The organism is Sutcliffiella rhizosphaerae (assembly GCF_917563925.1).
Taxonomy (GTDB): Bacteria; Bacillota; Bacilli; order Bacillales; family Bacillaceae_I; genus Sutcliffiella_A; species Sutcliffiella_A rhizosphaerae.
This window is the reverse complement of record NZ_CAKJTJ010000017.1, coordinates 56,880-77,249: the sequence shown is the minus strand read 5'-3', so window position 1 is coordinate 77,249 and position 20,370 is coordinate 56,880. Positions and strand designations below refer to the sequence as shown.

The 20,370-nt window shown below is 38.0% G+C and carries 21 protein-coding genes, 1 pseudogene and 1 other annotated feature; of the genes and pseudogenes, 18 read left to right on the top strand and 4 right to left on the bottom strand.

What is annotated here, in order from left to right; translation table 11 throughout:
- Window positions 1-160 precede the first annotated feature (160 nt).
- Together LRP81_RS14745 and LRP81_RS14740 are read right to left on the bottom strand one after the other, a co-directional pair.
- On the bottom strand, window positions 161-2,080 hold the full coding sequence (locus LRP81_RS14745) for a 5'-nucleotidase C-terminal domain-containing protein (RefSeq protein WP_230502400.1): 1,920 nt from the start codon (window positions 2,078-2,080) through the stop codon (window positions 161-163).
- A 115-nt stretch (window positions 2,081-2,195) separates the two neighbouring features.
- Window positions 2,196-3,992 carry a dihydroorotate dehydrogenase gene (locus tag LRP81_RS14740; RefSeq protein ID WP_317987082.1) on the bottom strand — a complete coding sequence of 599 codons (1,797 nt, stop codon included), beginning with the start codon at window positions 3,990-3,992 and terminating at the stop codon, window positions 2,196-2,198.
- A 93-nt stretch (window positions 3,993-4,085) separates the two neighbouring features.
- Here LRP81_RS14740 and LRP81_RS14735 point away from each other — a divergent pair, with 93 nt between their 5' ends.
- The 14 genes and pseudogenes from LRP81_RS14735 (at window position 4,086) to LRP81_RS14680 (ending at window position 15,529) form a co-directional block, all read left to right on the top strand.
- The gene (locus LRP81_RS14735) at window positions 4,086-5,456 is read left to right on the top strand and encodes a sigma-54 interaction domain-containing protein (protein WP_230502397.1); all 1,371 of its coding nucleotides are present in this window, start codon (window positions 4,086-4,088) and stop codon (window positions 5,454-5,456) included.
- A gap of 230 nt (window positions 5,457-5,686) precedes the next feature.
- Entirely contained in the window at window positions 5,687-7,009 is a 1,323-nt protein-coding gene (locus LRP81_RS14730) for a GntP family permease (RefSeq protein ID WP_230502395.1), read from the top strand.
- A gap of 30 nt (window positions 7,010-7,039) precedes the next feature.
- Entirely contained in the window at window positions 7,040-7,816 is a 777-nt protein-coding gene (locus LRP81_RS14725) for a 3-hydroxybutyrate dehydrogenase (RefSeq protein ID WP_230502393.1), read from the top strand.
- Window positions 7,817-7,927: 111 nt separating this feature from the next.
- Window positions 7,928-8,174: a binding site (T-box leader), on the top strand.
- Window positions 8,175-8,250: 76 nt separating this feature from the next.
- Window positions 8,251-10,668: a leucine--tRNA ligase gene (gene leuS / locus LRP81_RS14720; RefSeq protein ID WP_230502391.1), complete on the top strand. Its 2,418-nt coding sequence runs from the start codon at window positions 8,251-8,253 to the stop codon at window positions 10,666-10,668.
- A gap of 95 nt (window positions 10,669-10,763) precedes the next feature.
- The gene (locus tag LRP81_RS14715; protein WP_230502389.1) at window positions 10,764-11,069 is read left to right on the top strand and encodes a rhodanese-like domain-containing protein; all 306 of its coding nucleotides are present in this window, start codon (window positions 10,764-10,766) and stop codon (window positions 11,067-11,069) included.
- Window positions 11,069-11,254 (top strand): hypothetical protein, encoded by a 186-nt coding sequence (locus LRP81_RS14710; RefSeq protein ID WP_230502387.1) that lies wholly within the window; start codon window positions 11,069-11,071, stop codon window positions 11,252-11,254. The genes LRP81_RS14715 and LRP81_RS14710 overlap by 1 nt, the downstream gene beginning before the upstream one ends.
- Window positions 11,255-11,361: 107 nt before the next feature.
- Window positions 11,362-11,955, top strand: coding sequence for a nuclease-related domain-containing protein (locus LRP81_RS14705; protein ID WP_230502385.1), 594 nt, complete (start codon window positions 11,362-11,364; stop codon window positions 11,953-11,955).
- 72 nt (window positions 11,956-12,027) lie between these two features.
- On the top strand, window positions 12,028-12,309 hold the full coding sequence (locus LRP81_RS14700; RefSeq protein WP_230502383.1) for a hypothetical protein: 282 nt from the start codon (window positions 12,028-12,030) through the stop codon (window positions 12,307-12,309).
- A 106-nt stretch (window positions 12,310-12,415) separates the two neighbouring features.
- Complete coding sequence (locus LRP81_RS14695) at window positions 12,416-13,039, top strand: hypothetical protein (protein WP_230502381.1); 624 nt, start codon at window positions 12,416-12,418, stop codon at window positions 13,037-13,039.
- 287 nt (window positions 13,040-13,326) lie between these two features.
- Window positions 13,327-13,781 (top strand): annotated as a pseudogene (locus tag LRP81_RS23580) (ATP-binding cassette domain-containing protein); the annotation flags it as partial.
- Between the two features lie 235 nt (window positions 13,782-14,016).
- A complete protein-coding gene (locus LRP81_RS23375) occupies window positions 14,017-14,154 on the top strand; it encodes a hypothetical protein (protein WP_317987081.1) in 138 nt (45 codons plus the stop codon).
- 9 nt (window positions 14,155-14,163) lie between these two features.
- The gene (locus tag LRP81_RS23370) at window positions 14,164-14,391 is read left to right on the top strand and encodes a hypothetical protein (protein ID WP_317987080.1); all 228 of its coding nucleotides are present in this window, start codon (window positions 14,164-14,166) and stop codon (window positions 14,389-14,391) included.
- Window positions 14,392-14,423: 32 nt separating this feature from the next.
- Window positions 14,424-14,756: a type 2 periplasmic-binding domain-containing protein gene (locus LRP81_RS23365; RefSeq protein WP_317987079.1), complete on the top strand. Its 333-nt coding sequence runs from the start codon at window positions 14,424-14,426 to the stop codon at window positions 14,754-14,756.
- A 137-nt stretch (window positions 14,757-14,893) separates the two neighbouring features.
- On the top strand, window positions 14,894-15,529 hold the full coding sequence (locus tag LRP81_RS14680) for a hypothetical protein (RefSeq protein ID WP_230502379.1): 636 nt from the start codon (window positions 14,894-14,896) through the stop codon (window positions 15,527-15,529).
- Window positions 15,530-15,565: 36 nt separating this feature from the next.
- Here LRP81_RS14680 and LRP81_RS14675 read toward each other — a convergent pair whose 3' ends face one another.
- On the bottom strand, window positions 15,566-16,162 hold the full coding sequence (locus tag LRP81_RS14675; protein WP_230502377.1) for a hypothetical protein: 597 nt from the start codon (window positions 16,160-16,162) through the stop codon (window positions 15,566-15,568).
- 280 nt (window positions 16,163-16,442) lie between these two features.
- Between LRP81_RS14675 and LRP81_RS14670 the strand changes: the two genes are divergently transcribed.
- Window positions 16,443-16,622, top strand: coding sequence for a sporulation protein Cse60 (locus LRP81_RS14670; protein ID WP_230502375.1), 180 nt, complete (start codon window positions 16,443-16,445; stop codon window positions 16,620-16,622).
- Between the two features lie 141 nt (window positions 16,623-16,763).
- The gene (locus LRP81_RS23235) at window positions 16,764-16,886 is read left to right on the top strand and encodes a hypothetical protein (protein WP_263458251.1); all 123 of its coding nucleotides are present in this window, start codon (window positions 16,764-16,766) and stop codon (window positions 16,884-16,886) included.
- Here the strand turns inward: LRP81_RS23235 and LRP81_RS14665 are convergent.
- Window positions 16,869-18,149, bottom strand: a complete 1,281-nt coding sequence (locus LRP81_RS14665; RefSeq protein WP_230502373.1) for a BaiN/RdsA family NAD(P)/FAD-dependent oxidoreductase — start codon at window positions 18,147-18,149, stop codon at window positions 16,869-16,871. The genes LRP81_RS23235 and LRP81_RS14665 overlap by 18 nt on opposite strands.
- Window positions 18,150-18,278: 129 nt before the next feature.
- Between LRP81_RS14665 and LRP81_RS14660 the strand changes: the two genes are divergently transcribed.
- Complete coding sequence (locus tag LRP81_RS14660) at window positions 18,279-18,659, top strand: hypothetical protein (RefSeq protein WP_230502371.1); 381 nt, start codon at window positions 18,279-18,281, stop codon at window positions 18,657-18,659.
- A 79-nt stretch (window positions 18,660-18,738) separates the two neighbouring features.
- Window positions 18,739-20,355 carry a putative polysaccharide biosynthesis protein gene (locus LRP81_RS14655; RefSeq protein WP_230502369.1) on the top strand — a complete coding sequence of 539 codons (1,617 nt, stop codon included), beginning with the start codon at window positions 18,739-18,741 and terminating at the stop codon, window positions 20,353-20,355.
- The last annotated feature ends 15 nt before the right edge of the window (window positions 20,356-20,370 follow it).

Here is a 20,370-nt window from a genome sequence, read left to right as displayed (position 1 = left end):
CGAAGCCGAGGAGGCTCGCGGGTCACCCGCGGAAAGCGAAGTCTTGCACGGAAATCAATAGCGGTATTTATTGTCGGCCATTATATTGTTCGTCTTTTTGTTTGTGTTCTTTAGTTTTGTCTCAGCCTCTAGACCAAAAGCTAAGTTCTCTTACTCATATTTACTTTGCTATTATTCTACCTTCCACAACAGGAATGGAGACACTTGATTGAAGTGCTTCAATAAGTACAGTGCTTAAAAGTTCTCCGCTATCAAACTCAATATTTTCAGCTTTAAACATTTCAAACCCGTCTCCTCCGACTGCTGTAAAGTTGTTTGTTGCAACAGAATAGGCAGTTGCTTCCTCTAAAGGTTGGCCATTAATCAATACTTCACCAACACGGTTTCCAGCAGGTTTGCTAGGGTCAAATGTGAAGGATAATCCAGAAACATGAAGGAATCCACCGTTTTCCTCCGGATAAAGCCGGACGGAGTGTTCCAGTGCAGCCTTCACTTCTTCACCTGTCAAGGTTGTACGGACAAGCGTATTGTCGAATGGTAGAGTAGTCAAGACGTGGTTTCGTGTTACATCACCAGCAGCAATGGAAGCACGGATACCTCCACCATTTGTTAAAGCTATATCTGTTCCAAGCGTTTCTCGCATCGCATCTGTAATTAAGTTTCCGAGATTGGTTTCTTTAGTTCTGACATTTCTTCTGTCGCCATCAAGATGAACAGAAGTATTGGCAATCACAACATTCAATTCCTTATCGATAGCCTCTTTATAGGATTGTAATAGAGTTGCCACTTGAGGATCTTCTTGCTTTGTTTCACTGTCACGGTAAAGAAATCCGTTTACACCGATTAATTGTCCTTTATGGAAAATGATATTCGTGTTGCCTAATGCTTTTCCATACTCGAATGCCTGTGTTACATATGCATGTTTGTATTTAGTCGGAGTTTCAATTGTGTCATGACTGTGTCCTCCGAAAATGACATCAATTCCCTCGACTTCGTTGGCGATATTTTTATCGGTTGTTAGCCCTGAGTGGGATATTGCTGCAATGACATCTACTTCTTTGCGAAGTTTTGCCACCATTTCTTTAGCCACGGTCACTTCATCTTCAAATGTTATTCCTTCAATACCTGCAGGATTTGTCTTTTCAGCCGTATCTGTTGCGGTTAGCCCAATTAAAGCAATTTTCTTTCCGTCTTTTTCGATGATAGTGTATTTATCTAAAAATGGTTTACCATCTTTCCTAATATTTGCACTTATTAATGGAAAATGAAGCTCATCCCTTAATGTTAATAAGCGATCTTGGCCATAGTTGAAATCATGGTTACCTGGTACCATTGCGTCATAGTTCAGTGCATTCATAGCATCAACAGCAGCTTGTCCTTTATTCATTGTTACATAGTTGGTTCCATGAAAAGTGTCACCTAAATCAATTAACAATGTAGGATTTTTACTACGGGCTTGATTGGTCAGTCCGCTTATTTTAGCTAAGCCCATTTCTTTATTGGATGCATTGTACATAATTCTGCCATGCATATCATTTGTATGTACGACAGTAAGGAAATCAAAATTGTTTTCATATGCTTGAAGCATTTCCATCATTTCAGCATATGTTATAGGCTTATTAGGTTGAAGAGTGTTGGATTTTTTATCTATCAATCCGAGTTCAGCTGCTGCAGAAAGTTCCTTAACATATGCTTTATTAATAGCAGGATAGTCCTTAAATTGCTTTAAAGTGTTAGAAGAATAGGAATCTCGTAAATTTAGTGAACGAATTAAAAATACATATGCTTGTTCACGCGTAATTTTTTCATTTGGTCCAAACGACGACGTTTGCTCTGGAACAATTATATTTGTTCGAATTGCTGCCTCTACATACGGCTTTAAGTCAGCCTTAACATCAGTATAAGGAATATCGCCATCTTGTAAGTCGATGCCGAGAGTTTCAACTAGTTGCTGCACAAATTCTCCTTTTGTTATAGGAGAATTAATGGAACGTGCGTCAGCATTGCCAGGGAAAGTAAAACCACTTATTGCGAGTAAAAGTGCCAATGTTACGAAAAGTGTTTGTTTAAATAGTTTCATGTCATCACTCCTTGGGTCATAAGATTTTAACAACTCTATTATATTAGAAATCTTATATATTTGGAGTAGTGAAATGTAACTATCTAATAGGTATGTTTTGGAAGATAAACTAAATTTAACTAGCATCTTTTTTATGCAAATATTTGTAGGTTAATAATAGTCCAGTCACGTATAGAACCAGCGCAAAATAAGCAGGAGCTAAATGAATAAAGGTAGTATATCCGATGGCAAAATGAATATAAACACCTGCAAAAAAAGCGGGAATCCCTCCAATAAGATATGTCCACCATACCCATCTGTTTCCTTGCTGATATCTCCATAATCCGAGCATTAGCACAAGTAGGCCAACGCTAAGTAAGGCACTGCCAAAACCTGCGCGGTCATGGGCAAGGACAGGAATAAGATTGGCATTAAAGCTCTCTAACATTTCCGGTGGCATACAGATGTATTGAAGATCTGTTTGAACGAAAACGGATGATACTCCAATGATGGAAATGATAATTCCTCCAATAACAAACGAGAATCCTAATAGCACAAAAGAAAGCTGTCCATAGATTCCTATTTTCCATATCCGATCATTATAAAGATTAGGTGAAGTTGGTGTGCCTATTAAACTACGAGTTTTCCAAAAACCATATACGTAAAAAGGAAGGAGAATCAACCAGAATAATAGATGTAACCAATCAAAATATCCGTATCCAATAAAGGCAAATATGCCTAGGAAACCAAGGATTGCTGCAACATCTATTGCTTGTTTCGCCCATTTTAAATGCTGTTTAACTCCAAATTTTGCAAGCTGCATATATACAATTCCACCAGATATCATCGTTCCTGCTAGAGTCATGCGGTCGTGTGCCATAAAGAGCATGATACGTTCATTAAATGCCCAAATGTCTTCCTTTTTCATTCCGAGGAAAAATTCATCATATGGCAAAATAATAGAGGTTAGACTAAACAAAAGTGCCAGTATACCGCCTAACAATATAAACAAGCCAAATAGCCAATAGGAGAACCAGCCCGATGGAGGAGGATAAAAATAGTTGCTTCTTTGCAGTAACACCTCTTTTATCCTCTTTGGAAGTCCAGGGCCTGAAAAAACATACCCTTCTCTCAACATGATTAAATCTGCTCCAGCATCAAGTAAATGAAGCCCATGAACAGGCTCCATTACTCCCCCTGACGTAATGATGGTGCCTTTATATCCGATTGTTTTAAGGTATCTTACTTGCTGCAATAATTTCTCCATACCTTCTGATTCCTCTAACACTATTCCATGAAAAGGAGAGAGGGTGGAGGGAGCGAGGTTAGAAGTGGAAAGAAGGATACTTTTTTCAGAAAATGAATGAATGTCAGGTGTACTGACGATAAAGCCATCTACAAAAGGTTCCAGTCCTTTTGCCATTTCATTAATTTCAGTTGGTGTTCCCTCAAGCCTCGCGAATAAAGGTTGTTTTTTGGGAAGCTTTATAAGAATTTGTAAAGCTGACTCATAGCTAACAGATTCATCCGAAAAGAGAATTGTTTTAGCTTCAATGTTTACTTTTGGTGCAGTAGTAGATTCAGTCTGGTATCTAGTAATTGGCCCTACTTCTAAAAAACCAAAACCTAAGTTTGAAAAAGCTCTCGTACCTGATAGTAGGGGATCAACTTTTCCAGATAACCCCATGGGATTTATAAAAACAGCCCCAAGTTGTCTTTTCTCTAGCGATGAATGAGTTTCTTCTCTCCCTAGAAAGTTAATGATGTGGTGACCTAAATTGAACGGAAGAGAGGCAATGGTGTTCATTCCTCTATGGATAAACTCTCTGGAAGTTTTCGCAGGGAGCTTTCTTAAAAAAGGTGAAAAAATTCCATGATAGGACCAATCTGGCATCGTATATTCCTCGCGATCAACGAAAGATACTTCTATCATATCAAACTTGTAATATATTGTTTTATGTAATCGCTCTCATAATCCTTAGATTTTTATGATATATTTAGGACAAGTATGCAAGGGGGTGTAAAAATGGGAGTAAAAGATAGCTTATTGACTGATGAAATGATGGATACTATTATAGCCAATGCTTTTGAGTGGATTGTAGTGGTAGATAATAAGGGGAAAATCATTTACATGAATGATAGTTATTGTAAATTTACAGAGGTGGATAGTAAGGAAGTTATTGGCATGCATGTAACGGAAGTTATCGAAAATACTAGGATGCATGAAGTAGTGAAAACAGGCAAAGAGGAGCTTGCAGACCTTCAATTTATCCGTGGAAACTACATGATTGCAAACCGTGTTCCCATTTTTAACGAAAATAACGAAGTAATTGGTGCTTACGGTACCGTCATTTTCCGTGACACAAGTGAATGGGACAAGATGAACAGCCATGTTAAAAGCATGCTTGGCAGGATTCGAAATTACCTTCAGGAGTACGAGCTCCAAACAGGAGTTAAGTATACACTTGAAGATATTATAGGGAACTCCAAGCTTATCACTCTTTTAAAAGAAAAAGTAAAGCAAATTGCAGCAAGTGACGTTTCTATATTAATAAGAGGGGAAAGTGGAACGGGGAAAGAACTGTTTGCCCATAGTATTCATCAGTTGAGCAATAGAAGTCAAATGCCGTTCATCAAGTTGAATTGTGCAGCCATACCAGAACATTTATTGGAGTCTGAATTGTTCGGTTATGAAGAGGGAGCTTTTACAGGGGCCAAAAAAGGAGGTAAAAAGGGAAAATTCTTACTTGCCGACGGAGGTACGCTTTTTCTTGATGAGATTGGAGATATGTCACTTCCGATGCAAATAAAATTGTTACGCGCACTTCAAGAAGGTGAAGTAGAACCTATTGGTGCAACTACTCCTATCCAAGTGAATGTTAGGGTAATTGCAGCGACGAATCGACCATTGGAGAAAATGATGGAGGAAAAACGATTCAGGGAAGATTTATATTATCGTATTCATGTCATTCCCTTTTATATCCCTTCACTCCGCGAACGGACTGAGGATATTCCATTACTAGTAAATCATTTTATTCAAAAGATTTGTAAACGAACAGGACGCAGAATTACCGGAGTAACGGAAGAGGTTTTGCTTACGTTGTCTCGTTATCGCTGGCCTGGAAATATACGTGAGTTAGAAAACGCCATTCAGGCAGCTGTTCACTTATCCTCAGAGGAAAAATTGACCATGCAGGCACTTCCTGATTATTTGACAGATTCCTATTCCATACCATTAGGGGAGAAAACATTAAAAGAAACATTGGAGGATGCAGAAAAACAAGCAATTGTCCAAACCATTGAGAAATGTCACAATGATAAACTGGTAGCAGCCAAACAGCTCGGAATCAGTAAGTCTAGTTTATATGAAAAATTGAAGAAATTCTCCATACAATGATTCGTCCAGAAAATCGGAAATTATTCCAGTTTTCTGGACTCTTTGTTTATAAAGAGATTTGTCTCATTTAGTCCAGAAAACCGGAATTTATTTAATTCGAAATATTGAAACAATTACATTGTTAAGTTGGCACGCTTCTTGCATTAAGATATGTGGAAGATAAAAATAATGTTGGTTTCTTATAATTTTTTTGTAAGCGTTTACCGACAGACATCAAAGGGGGAAAAAATATGTGGAGTATGATCGGTCTTATTGGTGGTTTGGCATTATTAATCTATCTTACGATGAAGGGCATGAACTTACTTGTAGCAGGTCCATTATCCGCTTTGTTCGTAGCGGTGCTTAGTGGAATGCCTTTGTTTCCACAGCTAGTGGCAGAGGGTGAAGCAAACTTTGTAGGTAGTTATATGGGAGGCTTCTCATCCTTCGTTACATCGTGGTATTTAATGTTCTTACTTGGAGCTATTTTTGGAAAGGTCATGGAGGATAGCGGTGCAGCAGATTCTGTATCCAAGCTTGTGGTAGAGAAATTAGGAATGCGCTTTGCAGTATTAGCAGTTGTTGCAGCCTGTGCTATCTTAACATATGGAGGCGTAAGCTTATTCGTAGTAGCTTTCTCAGTCTATCCACTGGCTATCAGTTTATTTAAGCAAGCGAATCTTCCACGTCGCTTTATACCAGCTGCACTTGCTTTCGGTTCCGTTACATTTACGATGACATCAGCTGGATCTCCAGAAATTCAAAACTGGATTCCAATTCCTTACCTTGGAACAACTCCATATGCAGGTTGGGAAGTAAGTTTAATTGTCGCTGTATTTATGATGATTTTCGGTTATTGGTGGTTAAAAAGGATGATAGCGAAAGCGGTCAGTCGTGGAGAAACGTTTGTTGCAAGAGATAACGATCCAACGATGGATCAAACACGTCCGTTGCCAAATCCGTTTTTAAGTGCAATTCCTTTAGTGGTAGTACTTGTTATTTCTTACATTTTCCATGATTCATTGATGCAATCAGCACTAATCATTGCCTTGCTTGGTGGAATAATTTCTACGTACGTTTTGGCAAGGAAATTCTTTAAAAATTTCTGGAATGCGATTTCAGAAGGAACAATGGGTGCCTTGATTGCTATTGGTAATACAGCTGCCGTAGTAGGTTTCGGTGGAGTGGCGAAAGAAGTGCCAGCGTTTGGAGAAGTTGTTGCAGCAATGACCAGTATTCCAGGAAGTCCATTAATTGGTGCAGCGATTGCTGTCAGTGTTATTGCGGGTATGACTGGTTCTGCTTCTGGTGGTCAAGTAATCGCCCTTCCACTTATTGCTCCTCATTATATGGATATGGGTGTGAACGCCGAGGCTCTTCACAGGACAGTTGCGATTTCATCCGGTGCGTTGGATTCCTTACCACATAACGGATATGTTGTTACAACTGTTCGAGCTATTTGTGGAGAAACACACCAAGCTGCATATTGGCCAGTGGCGGCAGTAACTGTTGTTATTCCTACCATTGGTGTTGCGATTGCAATTGCACTATTTTCATTAGGATTAGGAATCTAATACACAACTAAGAAGGGAGAGCCACTGAAAATGGTTAAAGATAAAGTTGTACTCATCACTGGCGCTGCACAAGGAATAGGATTTGAAATAGGAAAACAATTTGCACAAGCGGGAGCAAAAGTAGTTCTAACCGATTTGAACGAAGAAAATGTCGTAAATGCAGGACTAGAATTGAAAAACTTGGGGTACGATGCACTCGGTTTACGCTGTGATGTTACGTCAGAAGAAGAAGTAAAATCAGCAATCGATTCAACTGTTTCTGAGTTTGGTAGGTTGGATGTCTTAATTAATAATGCTGGCCTTCAATATGTTTCAATGCTCGAAGACTTCCCGACAGAAAAATTTGAACTGTTGACACGCGTCATGCTCGTTGCTCCGTTTGTTGCAACAAAACATGCATTCCCAATTATGAAAGCGCAAGGATTTGGCCGAATTATCAATATGGCTTCCATCAATGGATTAGTTGGATTTGCAGGTAAAGCCGCATACAATAGTGCTAAACATGGTGTAATAGGACTGACTAAGGTTTCGGCATTAGAAGGCGCAGCACACGGGATTACAGTTAATGCGCTATGTCCAGGATATGTTGATACCCCATTAGTACGTAATCAGCTCAAAGATCTTGCAGAAACTAGAAATGTAGCGCTTGAGAAGGTGTTGGAAGAAGTCATCTATCCACTTGTACCACAGCGCAGGCTCTTACAAGTAAAAGAAATTGCCGATTACGCTATGTTTTTAAGCAGTGATAGAGCAGGCGGTATTACAGGTCAGGCAGCAGTCATTGATGGAGGATATACGGTGCAATAACGTAGAAATTCCTTAAGTGAATAACATTTTTTCCTTTTGTTTATAATGTATAGTGAAAATACCTCTTGCAGTTTTTTCATTATTTCATTACAATACAAATTAACAACAATATCTTATACGTTGAAAAGGAATAGTATTGAACGAAACGAGCATAGAGAGTTGACGGCTGGTGAAAGTCAACAAACGAGCGTTCAGGAACTCGCCTTAGAGTAGCAAATGTGAACCCTTATTTTTTTAAGGTACTAATATTTGCCGTTTTATCCGCGTTAAGGATCTGAGTGATTATCGTTTTGTTACGGTAATAATTTGGGTGGTACCGCGGAAGGTGAACGTTTATATTCAGCCTCTCGTCCCTATTTTGGGGATGAGAGGCTTTTTTATTTTAGCTCATGTGTGCGGAAATTCAACCGCAGTACAAATTAGGAGGAAAGATTATGGCGTTTCAACACCGAGCCATTGAAGAAAAATGGCAAAAGTTTTGGGAAGAAAACAAAACATTTAAAACACATGAAGGGGAAGGCAAGGAAAAATTTTATGCGCTAGACATGTTCCCTTATCCTTCAGGAGCTGGACTTCATGTAGGACATCCAGAAGGCTATACAGCTACTGATATCTTATCTCGTATGAAAAGGATGCAAGGATTTAATGTGCTTCATCCGATGGGCTGGGATGCATTTGGTTTACCAGCCGAGCAATATGCACTAGACACGGGGAATGATCCAGCAGAATTTACAGAACAAAACATTAACACATTCCGCCGACAAATCAAATCACTTGGTTTCTCGTATGACTGGGATCGTGAAGTAAATACTACACATCCTGACTATTACAAGTGGACACAATGGATTTTTTCAAAGCTATATGAAAAAGGTTTGGCATATGTCGATGAAGTTCCAGTAAACTGGTGCCCAGCTCTTGGTACTGTTTTAGCTAATGAGGAAGTCATCGATGGGCTGTCTGAACGTGGTGGTCATCCAGTAGAGCGTCGTCCAATGAGACAGTGGATTTTGAAAATTACTGAATACGCAGATCGACTTTTAGAAGATTTGAATGAGTTGGATTGGCCAGAAAGTTTGAAAGATATGCAACGCAACTGGATTGGTCGCTCGGAAGGTGCAAATGTGCACTTTGAGATTAATGGAACAGAAGATACTTTTACGGTATTCACTACTCGTCCTGATACACTTTTCGGCGCAACCTATGCGGTTCTTGCACCAGAACATCCACTAGTGGGCAAAATAACGACAGCTGACCAACGTGAGGCAGTTGAAGCATATAAAACAAAAATTCAAAGCAAGAGCGACCTTGAGCGTACTGAACTTTCTAAAGAAAAAACCGGTGTATTCACAGGGGCTTATGCAATCAACCCAGCAAATGGTGAAAAGCTACCAATATGGATTGCGGATTATGTATTGATGAGCTATGGCACAGGAGCAATCATGGCGGTACCAGCTCATGATGAGCGTGATTATGAATTTGCAGTGAAATTTGAGTTGACAATAGTGGAAGTAGTGGCTGGTGGAGATGTTTCTAAAGAAGCATACACTGGTGACGGGGAGCATGTAAACTCTGACTTTCTAAACGGCCTAGGCAAAGAGGAAGCAATCTCCAACATGATTGAATGGCTAGAAGCAAATGAAAAAGGCGAAAAGAAGATTTCCTATCGTCTTCGTGACTGGTTGTTTAGCCGTCAGCGCTACTGGGGGGAACCAATTCCAGTAATCCATTGGGAAGATGGCACAACAACCGTTGTTCCAGAAGACCAACTGCCGCTTGTTTTACCAAAAACAAAAGAAATTCGTCCATCTGGTACTGGTGAATCACCACTAGCAGCAATCGAGGATTGGGTGAATGTAGTTGATCCGGAAACAGGTAAAAAAGGCCGCCGCGAAACGAACACTATGCCTCAGTGGGGTGGAAGCTGCTGGTACTACTTGCGCTATATCGACCCACACAACAACGAACAGCTTGCAGACCCTGAAAAACTAAAAGAATGGCTACCTGTTGATATCTATATTGGTGGAGCAGAGCACGCAGTACTTCACTTACTATATGCTCGATTCTGGCATAAATTCTTGTACGATATCGGAGTAGTTCCAACAAAAGAGCCATTCCAGAAACTGTTCAACCAAGGAATGATACTTGGAGAAAATAACGAGAAGATGAGTAAATCAAAAGGTAACGTAGTAAACCCTGACGAGATCGTTGCCTCACATGGTGCAGACACACTTCGTCTTTACGAAATGTTCATGGGACCATTGGAAGCATCTATTGCCTGGTCTACAAATGGCTTAGACGGATCTCGCCGCTTCCTAGATCGAGTTTGGAGATTGTTCGTTGAAGAAAACGGAAAACTATCTTCCAAAATTGTAGAAGTAACAGAAACAGATACACTAGAAAAAACGTATCATGCAACAGTTAAAAAAGTAACCGAGGACTACGAAGGGCTTCGCTTTAACACAGCCATTTCTCAAATGATGGTATTTATAAACGATGCCTATAAAGCTGAAACCATCTCCAAAGAATACGTAGAAGGTTTTGCAAAAATGCTATCACCTGTATGCCCACATATCGCTGAAGAACTTTGGGATAAACTAGGCAATCAAGGAACAATCACCTATGAAGCATGGCCAACATTTGATGAGTCCAAATTGGTGGAAGACGAAATCGAAATAGTTGTACAAGTGAATGGTAAACTAAAAGCAAAACTTTACGTTCCAGCAGATGCAACCCGCGAAAAAATGGAAGAAATTGCTCTAGCAGACGCAACTGTCCAAGAAAGCATTGAAGGCAAAACAGTTCGCAAAGTAATTGCTGTCCCAGGGAAACTAGTGAATATCGTAGCAAACTAACTTTTTTCAAGGCTGCCCGAAGATTGGCAGCCTTGTTTGCTTTTTGTTAAAATAAAGGTAGCATATACTCATACATAGAAAAGAGGTTTCTACACATGTCCGATGTTCAAACTATCACAACTGATGAATTAAAGAAGAAACTTGATGCAGGAGAAGAACTATACCTAGTAGACGTCCGTGAAGACGAGGAGATTGAAACAGGAAAAATAAAAGAAGCCAAACACATCCGCATGGGCGACATCCCAGACAACCTAGATAACTTCGACAAAGACAAAGAATACATCTTCATCTGCCGCTCCGGCCGTCGCAGCGAAAACGTCTGCCTTTACCTACAGGACCAAGGCTACAAAACCCGCAACCTAGTTGGCGGCATGCTCGAATGGGAAGGCGAAGTAGAATAATGATTGGAATGGCCACTGACATTGGTGTTGGTGGTTTTTTTAGTGCTGGAGCAGAAATTAGATTCAGGAATCAAGGAAAACTGAAAATATCGAAAAAACAGCTGAATATATCTAAAACTGGTACCAATATATCGAAAAAGAGAGGAAAAATATCAAAAACTGTTCTCAAGATATCTATAAAGTAGCTGAATATATTTAATACAAACTTACGGCAAAAAAATTCTATTTAATTGGAGGAATTTCACCTCATAATGTTTAATATTAACCAATACCCAAAGAAAGGAGTGTTTATTTGATTGTAAAAAGTAGAAAACCTTCCCTCCAGTTGTTAACTTTGCAGGCAATGAAGCGCAGAGTCCGTAAAAATCATGAGATGTATGATGCCATCCTCAATGAATTAGGTAAAAGAGAGGCTGGTCTTTACGGAGAAAATTCATTGGATTACTTCATCAATCTTCTACCAGAAACCTCCCCATCCTATCACGTGCTTCACGATTTAAGACTTCCTTACAAAAATACGTATTTTCAAATTGATACTTTAATTATCTTTCCAAGTTGTTTGCTAATTATCGAAATCAAAAATAATAGAGGTACTGTATATTTTGATCCGAGAAATAATCAAGTTATTCAAGAGGTGGAAGACCTTCCACCTAAATCCTTACCTGACCCGATTTTGCAAGTAACTAATCAGGCATATAAATTGAAAAAATGGATAGAAAAAAGACACTGTTCATCCTTATCTATTGATAATCTAGTAGTTTTGACTAATCCAAATGTAATTGTTAAAGTTACATCATCCCCTGGGTTGGTAGAAAAGCATGTAGTTAAAAGTCCGGCTCTTTTAGGGAAAGTAAGAGCAATATTAAACAAGTATGATGTGAATTAACTAAATGCAAAGGAAATAAGAGTGCTCTCCAGAAAATTTCTAAAAGATCATGAACCACTCCATTCCTCCCCTATGGAAAAGTTTAGCGTTCTTCGTCATGATATTATTGGAGGGGCCTTTTGTCCAGAATGTGGGCCAACATTAATCATGAACAGAAAATATGGGAGATGGGAATGTTCAGTTTGCACAAAGAAGTGCAAAAAAGCTCATGTTGAACCACTAAAAGATTACGCCTTGTTAATCAGTCCAACTATTACTATGTGTGAATTAATAAGATATTTAAGGATGGAAAATTCCATAACAATTAGAAAGCTTTTAAAAGAGTTAAATATTCCTTCAACCGGAAACACATAATCCAAAACCTACAATCTACTACCACTCCTCGAACAATTTCTTTGAAACATTTTCCTCTTATTATCGTAAAACTACTATCCTATCAAAATAGAAGAGAGGCGTCATCTTGGACTATGTAGACGAAAATTTATTTGAGTTTCTTCTTATATTTATTGGTTTAATTGCCATCTATAGTGGATTAATAAGTTATATACAAAAAGGGGTCTCATCTGAATCCCCAGTATCGAGATTTAGGGGAATATCGTTGACACTGATATTGGTGAGTGGAATTATCTTTCTTTTCAATGCTGAAAATGGATGGATTACTCTGCTTGGAGTTCTGTTACTGCCAGTACTTACTTCATTTAAGCAACTCAAAACAAACGAAATTCTCGTCAATAAGTACCTCCCAGATACATTTTTCAACTTACTAGAAGAGAATCTGACTAAATACGGTTATGCTTTTGAAAAGGATGTAAGACCAGACGATTTAGCTATAACTAGCAAATACTATACAAATTACGATTTCACCCACTCCAATGAAAAAATAAAAGTGAATTGGAAGGACTCAGAACAAAGCACCATCCAGGCAGAATTTATCAACTTTCAGGATAAAGATTTTATTAAAGAAATGGTCATAGCGTTAAGAGAGGCGAGACCACCGATATCCTATTTATCATATAATAAAATATCCCTAGTAGTAGCTGTTATCTGTTTGTATATTGGCTGCATCAGATTATATGGCTACTAAAGAATAGAGGTGTAAAGAACCGTTCACTCTAAGGTTCTTTACACCTCTTTAACTTTGTGAACTTTCTGTAAATTTACCTTTGGCACGAAAATGCTGTTATATCAATGTTTATTGTGGAAAGTCATATTATAAATATTTGTAAATATTAACATTTACTAACCAGTTTTTAACACTTCTTTTACGGTGCGATGTTACGATTTCGTTATGGTGATAACTACTTAGGGGATGGTGTTTATGAAATCAATACGTATTAGTGGAATGTTAAGTCGTATGATCAGCAGAAAAGTGTGGTAACAGATGTGAATGTTCAGTTAAACGAAGGAGAGTTCTTTGTCCTTGTTGGACCATCTGGATGTGGAAAAGTACTATCTTAAGAATGATTGCTGGTCTTGAAACTATTACTAGAGGGGATTTGTTCATTGGAGACAAAATGGCAAACGGGCTTACGCCGAGTGAGCGGGATTTGTCTATGGTGTTTCAAAACTACGCTTTGTATCCTCACTTATCTGTCAAAGAAAATATCGTGTTTGAGTTACACGTAAAAAAAGTGCCCAAAAAGGAAAGGGAACTACGGTGTTTGGAAGCAGCTGAAATGCTGCAGTTAATAGATTACTTACATAGAAAACCAAGAGAGCTTTCAGGTGGAACATGTCAGCGGGTTACATTGGCAAGGGGGCCAGAATCTATCAAGCTAGTAGATGAAACTACACCGGTTATGCAGCGGTTGGATATAGAAGTTAGAAATGTTGAGATTCTTGCGAATGATTCATTGATTGCTTTTCAGGTTGGCAATAAAGAGTGGTTCATGAGGCTTAATGGGCAGTGGTACATCGATATTGGGGATATGATACCCATTACTTTTAATGTGGAACATATTGCCCTCTTTGAGGAGAAGCCGAGTGCGTTAGTGAAGGCACCGATTGCTCGTGAGCTCTTCTCTCAAGGAAATCCAGACTGGCGAGCGTTTTGGATTTTCTATGTTAACGTATGGGTGTTTTTTTGAGGAACTACTTGCAACACAAGGTGAATTGTATGTTAACAATGAAAATGGTCGTTCTGATTTGGCAACAGAAGCAACCTTTAACGGTGAAGAAGGACTGCGTGTTTTTGAATAGTTAAACGAAATGAATCAAGCTGAGACCTTTGGAAACTTTGGAACAGTTTGGGATGACCTCCGTGCTGCTTTTCAATCAGAAAAAGTAGCGATGTATATGGACTCTTCAGCAGGAATAAGAGGCATCATTGACAATGCAGATTTTGAAGTAGGTGTAGCTTTCATCCCTCATCCTGATAGTGTGGACCCTAAAGGGGTTATTATAGGTGGTGCGTCATTGTGGATGTCCAAAGAATAGCAGAAGAAGAGCAACAGGCAGCTTGAGAGTTCATGAAGTTTGTAAACAGTTCTGAAGTCCAGGCACAATGGCATGTCGATACAGGATCCTTTGCCAATCATCCACAAGCTTATGAACAAGATGTTGTAAAAGAACAATGGGAAGCATATCCGCAATTAAAGGTAACGGTTGATCAGCTTCAAGCGAGAGAAAAAGAAGTATCCACTCAAGGAGCTTTAATTTCTGTACTCCCTGAATCCCGACAACATGTGGTAACAGCATTGGAAAAACTTTATCAAGGAGCCAATCCACAAGAAGTGTTGGATGAAGCGGCAATATTAACAAATCGTGCAATTGAAGTAGCAAATAAAACACAAGGAAATTAATGGTAGAGGTGCTTTGGTTGATATTCCAGGTCCCCTTTTTTTGTAAAAATAGAAATGCGAAAGAATGCAGTGATGAAACCTTTTCCTTTGCCAAACGTAAAATATTATAAATATAACCTTAAGGGAGGTACTTCACTATGCAATTTATTCAAGATAACATCTTTGAGCTTTTTCTCATTGTTGTTAGTATGGGTATTCTATTTAGTGGCTTGTTTAGTTATAGGCAAAAGGGTATCTCTACGGTCTTTAATTTTAATAGATTACAAAGCATCTTATTTTCAGCATTGATTGCTATAGGAGCAATATACTATTTCAATTTTTATGGTGAAACAGATGGTTCCATTCTTTTCCTCATGGTGGGGATGGTGATGCCTCCCCTTTTTACACTGCTGGTGAGAATTAAAAAAGACGAACTTCATATAAAGAAAATGCTGCCACAAACCTTTTTCAGTATTATGGAAGCTAAATTAGCAACAAATTACTCCTTTGAAAAAGAAGAAAAGGCAAACGGGGAATACGGAAGCAGTATATCCTTAACATATTATTCTATAAATGAATCTAAAGAGTTAATAAGAGTTAAATGGAAGGATCTTGAGGAAAGCGATATAGAAGTTGAATTCAACAGTTTCCAGGATAAGGATTTTGTAAAAGAAGTAGCAGATGCATTACGGCAAAAGAAAGAGCCAATAAACTATTTTCAATTAAACAAGTTCTCAATTCTATTTGCGGTTGCTCTGTTATTTATTGGATTAATAAGGTTATTAGTTTATTAAACAAGTAGGAAATGAGCTGACTCATTCCTACTTGTTTTACAGTATTTCTTTATCGTTAATTTGGACAATCTTATATGGGACAGGTAACAATTTTGTTATGTCAGATAAAGATTTAAGATTCTTGGAGTTGGAGTATACCTCAAACCCTTGACCATCATGACCTATTTTAAAAGTAGTGTCAGAAAGTATGGGAACAGAAAATACCCCCTCATGATTAAAATGTAACTTCCGCCGAAGTGAAATTCCATAAAATTGATTTTGTAATGCTAAATAATAGGTTTTTTCTAGTAACCATTCTAGAGTATCTATTGAAATTATTTCAATTTGAAAGAGAGGCGGATGGTAGGTAAACGTTTTACCATCAGTCATATACTGCCTTTTTTCTTTAAGATTCTCAACGTGATAATAAAGTCCTTTTTCATTTAAAAATGAACGTATTTCATTCTCATCGTCATCATAAGCTTCCATAAAAACGTAAAGTGGGAAGGTATCCAGTTGTGTAATCATTTCAAGTAACAGTTCTTTATTTTCTACCTGATAATCTATTTCCTCAAATTTGGAAATGTAAAAGGAGTAGAATCCTGCAGGCTGTAATTCAAATTCATAATCCTCTGCAATCCACAATTCTTTCATTTTATTCCTCCTTATCTATGAATCAAACACTAATAGTAGAAATTTCTTCGAATCTTCATTTTCTGCATAAAAGTATGCATCAAATTGCTCGTTATACTTTTTGGTCCGTTCCCAACTCACACCATAGTAATAAGCCTATTGTAGCAAGCCTGTTTTTATATTTCTTCACTAATACACATCCTTATGATGGATAACTTCATTATTTTCGCTACTCAAGTATAATTTTCCTTCTTTTTAACTATACATGGTAATATATACAAGCCTTAAGGAGGTTTTCCAGGTGGTTCAGGTACGGTTGTTTGATGAAGAGCATGAGCGGGACTTGGAGGATGCAGTGAATCATTTCCTAAAAGATATTTCAGAGCGAGATCTTATTGATATTAAATATCAAGTAGGCTGTATTAATAATGAGGAGGAACAAATATATTGTTTTTCAGCAATGGTAATATTTAGAACCTAATAAACATCTAAAAAAATGTTTATCAGGCTCTTTTATGTGGGTATAGATAAATATCTGAAATAATTTATAAATAATTGAAACATTTCTGTAATATGATTCGTCTTATAAGTAAGAAAACAAAAACAGAAAGGATGTTATATTATGAACCACCACACACAAAACGAAGTAATGGTAGAAGAGAGCAAATCTTTCTTTAATGAATTCGGCATGTATGGAGTTGGACTGGCATTTGTTATGACGTTTGTTTTAATGGTAACTACGTAGGCTTGCCGCCTTTTTCCCGGCGTTCAAGCCTGCCAGCCTTCCGGTTACAAGTGCTGAAGTTATGTTATAGCCACCAGTATATCCATGGATATCTAGTACTTCCCCACAAAAAAATAATCCTTCCATCATTTTTGAGGACATTTCTTTAGGGTGTATTTCTTTTACGGACACTCCTCCACCTGTTACAAATGCTTTCTCAATGGAAAGGGTGCCGGATACTTGAAAGCGGAACTGTTTGCACATTTTCGCAAGTTCCCTTATTTTTTCATGGGATAAAGTTGCTCCTGTTTCCAATTCATCAATGGCACAATGCTCTAATAAAAATAGTAAATAACGTTCCGGTACAAGCCCTTTAAGGACATTCTTAATGGCTTTTTTTGTGTCTTCTTTTAAAGCTGTGTTAAGGTCCTGAAATACCAGTTCTTCGTTTCGACTTGGAAACACATCTAGATTCATCGTTACTTTATCAACACCGAACTTTTTCATAGTTTTCACTACATATTGGCTGCAGCGTAACACTGCTGGTCCCGAAATTCCAAAATGAGTGAAAATCATATCCATTTGATGAGTTTTCACTACTTTTCCTTTCGGATTTAAGACACTTAAAGCAACATCTCGTAAGGACAAACCTTGTAATGTCTTTTCAAGAATAAAGGCCTCTGTTGAAGTAAGAGGGACTTCAGTTGGAAATAAATCTGTGATTGTATGTCCTGCCTTCTTTGCCCATGGATAGCCATCTCCTGTGGAACCTGTATGTGGTACAGACTTTCCACCAACAGCAATTACTACACAAGTGCAAGGTAAAAACTCACCGGTTTTTAACAAAACTCCATGAGTTTGTTCATTTTGATAGTCTACAGTTTCCACCGCTGTATTTGTCCGAATGTCTACTTTTAATTCCTGTAACCTCGATAAAAGAGCATCGACTACACTTTGTGCTTTATCGGACACAGGGAACATTCTTCCGTGATCTTCTTCCTTCAATTGTATTCCTAGATTTTCAAAGAAACGAATAATGTCTTCATTGTTAAATTCAGAAAAAGCACTATATAAAAAGCGGCCATTACCTGGAATGTGTTTTATAATTTCGTCAACAGGTAGACGGTTCGTTACATTACAACGGCCCCCACCAGAAATCGCAAGCTTTCTGCCCAGTTTATTCCCTTTATCAATAAGCAGCACTCTCGTTTTTTGTTCAGCTGCAGCAATAGCGGCCATTAATCCTGATGGACCGCCTCCAATAATAATGACATCATAATTCAATATTTTTCACCAACCAATACAATTCTTCTAGCTTTGTTTCATTATACCTTTATTGTACAAGTTGGACAAAACTTCGTATATTCCGTATGATTTAAAAGGAATGAAATGGAGTTTAAAAAGGAGCAATCAATGACATACTCACCAAATATTGACGAGGCGCATATTCCATACGATGGTGGCTGGACAGAAGACAAAGGGTTGACTGTGCTACTACTATCAATTCCAACGTTGCCTATCGACACAAATACAAAAATAGTATCATTTTCTTATACTTGGCTTTTTGAAAAAGAAATGAATGCATATGTACTCTGTATTCAACTAAATAAAGACGATGAATTTGGGATATTATTCAGTCAGGGTGAAGCAGGTCAACTTTTACTAGATGCAGATGCATACGGTGAATTTACACTTGCTATATTCAAAGAGACACTAGAAGAGATAACGGACAATACTCCATATTTATCCTTTCCAAAAATTATTTTGAACAGAAATATCCAGGCGGGCTGGTAAGTTCTACGCCCACTACAAAAACTGTGGTAAAATACAAAAGTTAGACAATATGTTACAAACTAAGTAGGTAGGTATTTTTATGTCGACTTCAAATATATTAAGAGGTACGTTTATTTTAACCCTAGGTACCATGATTTCCAGGGTACTTGGGCTTGTTTATATATTTCCGTTTTATGCATTAGTTGGCACATCTGGAGGAGAATTATATACATATGCCTACGTGGTGTATTCCGTCGTTTTAAGTATTGCGACCATGGGTGTACCTCTAGCTGTTTCAAAGTTTGTGGCAAAATACAACGCTCTAGAGGAATATGCAGTAGGAAGGAAGCTGTTTAATTCAGGTCTGTATTTAATGAGTTTGACAGGAATTGTAGCTTTCATAATTCTATATGTACTGGCACCGTTTTTCTCACCGATGATAATTAACGAAGGTAGTACTCATTCTTATGATGATGTCACTCTTGTCATAAGAATGGTAAGCTTTGCTTTATTATTAGTCCCAGTTATGAGTTTAATAAGAGGGTTCTTTCAAGGACACGAATCAATGGGACCAACTGCTGTTTCGCAAGTGGTAGAGCAAATTGCAAGGATAATTTTCTTGCTTGGTAGTGTATATATTATTTTAAATATGGCTGATGGAAGTTTGCCCACCGCAGTTGGCTATGCGACGTTTGGTGCATTTATTGGTGCTTTAGCAGGGTTGGGAATATTAATTTGGTACTGGTTTAGCAGAAAAAAACATCTGGATACATTGCTCGAACAAGATAGAGGAAATTTAGATATATCCTATAAAGATATGTATAAAGAACTTGTAATGTATGCAGCTCCTTTTGTCTTTGTTGGATTAGCTATGCCGTTATATCAGCTTGTGGATACATTTAGTTTCAATAAGGCGATGGCACTGGCTGGTGTAGATGGACTTACTTCCGGGGATGCATTTGCCCACATTAACACGTATGGTCAAAAATTAGTAATTATCCCGGTTACACTTGCTACAGCATTCGCTTTATCCTTACTTCCAGCTATTACTAAATCATTTGTTAATAACGAGCAACATGTACTTCAACGTCAATTAAGTGTCACTTTTCAGATATTGTTGTTTTTGACTATTCCAGCCTGCGTAGGTCTTTCAATATTAGGAGGACCAGCTTATGCAGCATTTTATTCATATGATGAACTTGGTGGATATTTATTGGCTTGGTATGCACCAACGGCAATTCCTTTGGCAATATTTACTGTAACTGCCTCTGTACTTCAAGGAATTAATAGACAAAAATACACAGTTTATGGACTTGCAATCGGAATAGTTTTAAAAATAGTATTAAACTATCCATTAATATACTTAATGGAGGCAGAGGGATCTATTGTTGCTACAGCAATTGGCTATGTTGCTAGTGTAATGTTTAACCTTTGGGCTATCCAAAAGTTCACTGATTTTAACTATTCCATGGTCTTTCGAAGAGGTTTGTTGATGCTTATCTTCAATGCTGTTATGATTGGAGCAGTATTAATCGTTCTACAACTACTAGATGGTGTGGTTCTTTATAGTGAGGGACGCATGCAAGCAATCATTGTTGTGGGAATTAGTGCCATTGTAGGAGTAGGAGTTTATTTCGCTCTAAGCTACAGAAGTGGATTGTTAATGTATTTATTCGGAAATCGTTTTTCCTTTTTAAATAGAAAAGCAAGAGGATAGAGGTCTCAATAGAGA

What these genes read in the sequence shown, in the direction of transcription:
- LRP81_RS14725 (WP_230502393.1), top strand. Translation starts at nt 7,040, where the DNA reads ATGGTTAAAGATAAAGTTGTACTCATCACTGGCGCTGCACAAGGAATA.
- LRP81_RS14660 (WP_230502371.1), top strand. Translation starts at nt 18,279, where the DNA reads ATGACATACTCACCAAATATTGACGAGGCGCATATTCCATACGATGGT.
- LRP81_RS14680 (WP_230502379.1), top strand. Translation starts at nt 14,894, where the DNA reads ATGCAATTTATTCAAGATAACATCTTTGAGCTTTTTCTCATTGTTGTT.
- LRP81_RS14655 (WP_230502369.1), top strand. Translation starts at nt 18,739, where the DNA reads ATGTCGACTTCAAATATATTAAGAGGTACGTTTATTTTAACCCTAGGT.
- leuS (WP_230502391.1), top strand. Translation starts at nt 8,251, where the DNA reads ATGGCGTTTCAACACCGAGCCATTGAAGAAAAATGGCAAAAGTTTTGG.
- LRP81_RS14710 (WP_230502387.1), top strand. Translation starts at nt 11,069, where the DNA reads ATGATTGGAATGGCCACTGACATTGGTGTTGGTGGTTTTTTTAGTGCT.
- LRP81_RS23365 (WP_317987079.1), top strand. Translation starts at nt 14,424, where the DNA reads ATGAAGTTTGTAAACAGTTCTGAAGTCCAGGCACAATGGCATGTCGAT.
- LRP81_RS23235 (WP_263458251.1), top strand. Translation starts at nt 16,764, where the DNA reads ATGAACCACCACACACAAAACGAAGTAATGGTAGAAGAGAGCAAATCT.
- LRP81_RS14745 (WP_230502400.1), bottom strand. Translation starts at nt 2,080, where the DNA reads ATGAAACTATTTAAACAAACACTTTTCGTAACATTGGCACTTTTACTC.
- LRP81_RS14715 (WP_230502389.1), top strand. Translation starts at nt 10,764, where the DNA reads ATGTCCGATGTTCAAACTATCACAACTGATGAATTAAAGAAGAAACTT.
- LRP81_RS14730 (WP_230502395.1), top strand. Translation starts at nt 5,687, where the DNA reads ATGTGGAGTATGATCGGTCTTATTGGTGGTTTGGCATTATTAATCTAT.
- LRP81_RS23375 (WP_317987081.1), top strand. Translation starts at nt 14,017, where the DNA reads ATGTTAACGTATGGGTGTTTTTTTGAGGAACTACTTGCAACACAAGGT.
- LRP81_RS14735 (WP_230502397.1), top strand. Translation starts at nt 4,086, where the DNA reads ATGGGAGTAAAAGATAGCTTATTGACTGATGAAATGATGGATACTATT.
- LRP81_RS14675 (WP_230502377.1), bottom strand. Translation starts at nt 16,162, where the DNA reads ATGAAAGAATTGTGGATTGCAGAGGATTATGAATTTGAATTACAGCCT.
- LRP81_RS23370 (WP_317987080.1), top strand. Translation starts at nt 14,164, where the DNA reads ATGAATCAAGCTGAGACCTTTGGAAACTTTGGAACAGTTTGGGATGAC.
- LRP81_RS14700 (WP_230502383.1), top strand. Translation starts at nt 12,028, where the DNA reads ATGGAAAAGTTTAGCGTTCTTCGTCATGATATTATTGGAGGGGCCTTT.
- LRP81_RS14740 (WP_317987082.1), bottom strand. Translation starts at nt 3,992, where the DNA reads ATGATAGAAGTATCTTTCGTTGATCGCGAGGAATATACGATGCCAGAT.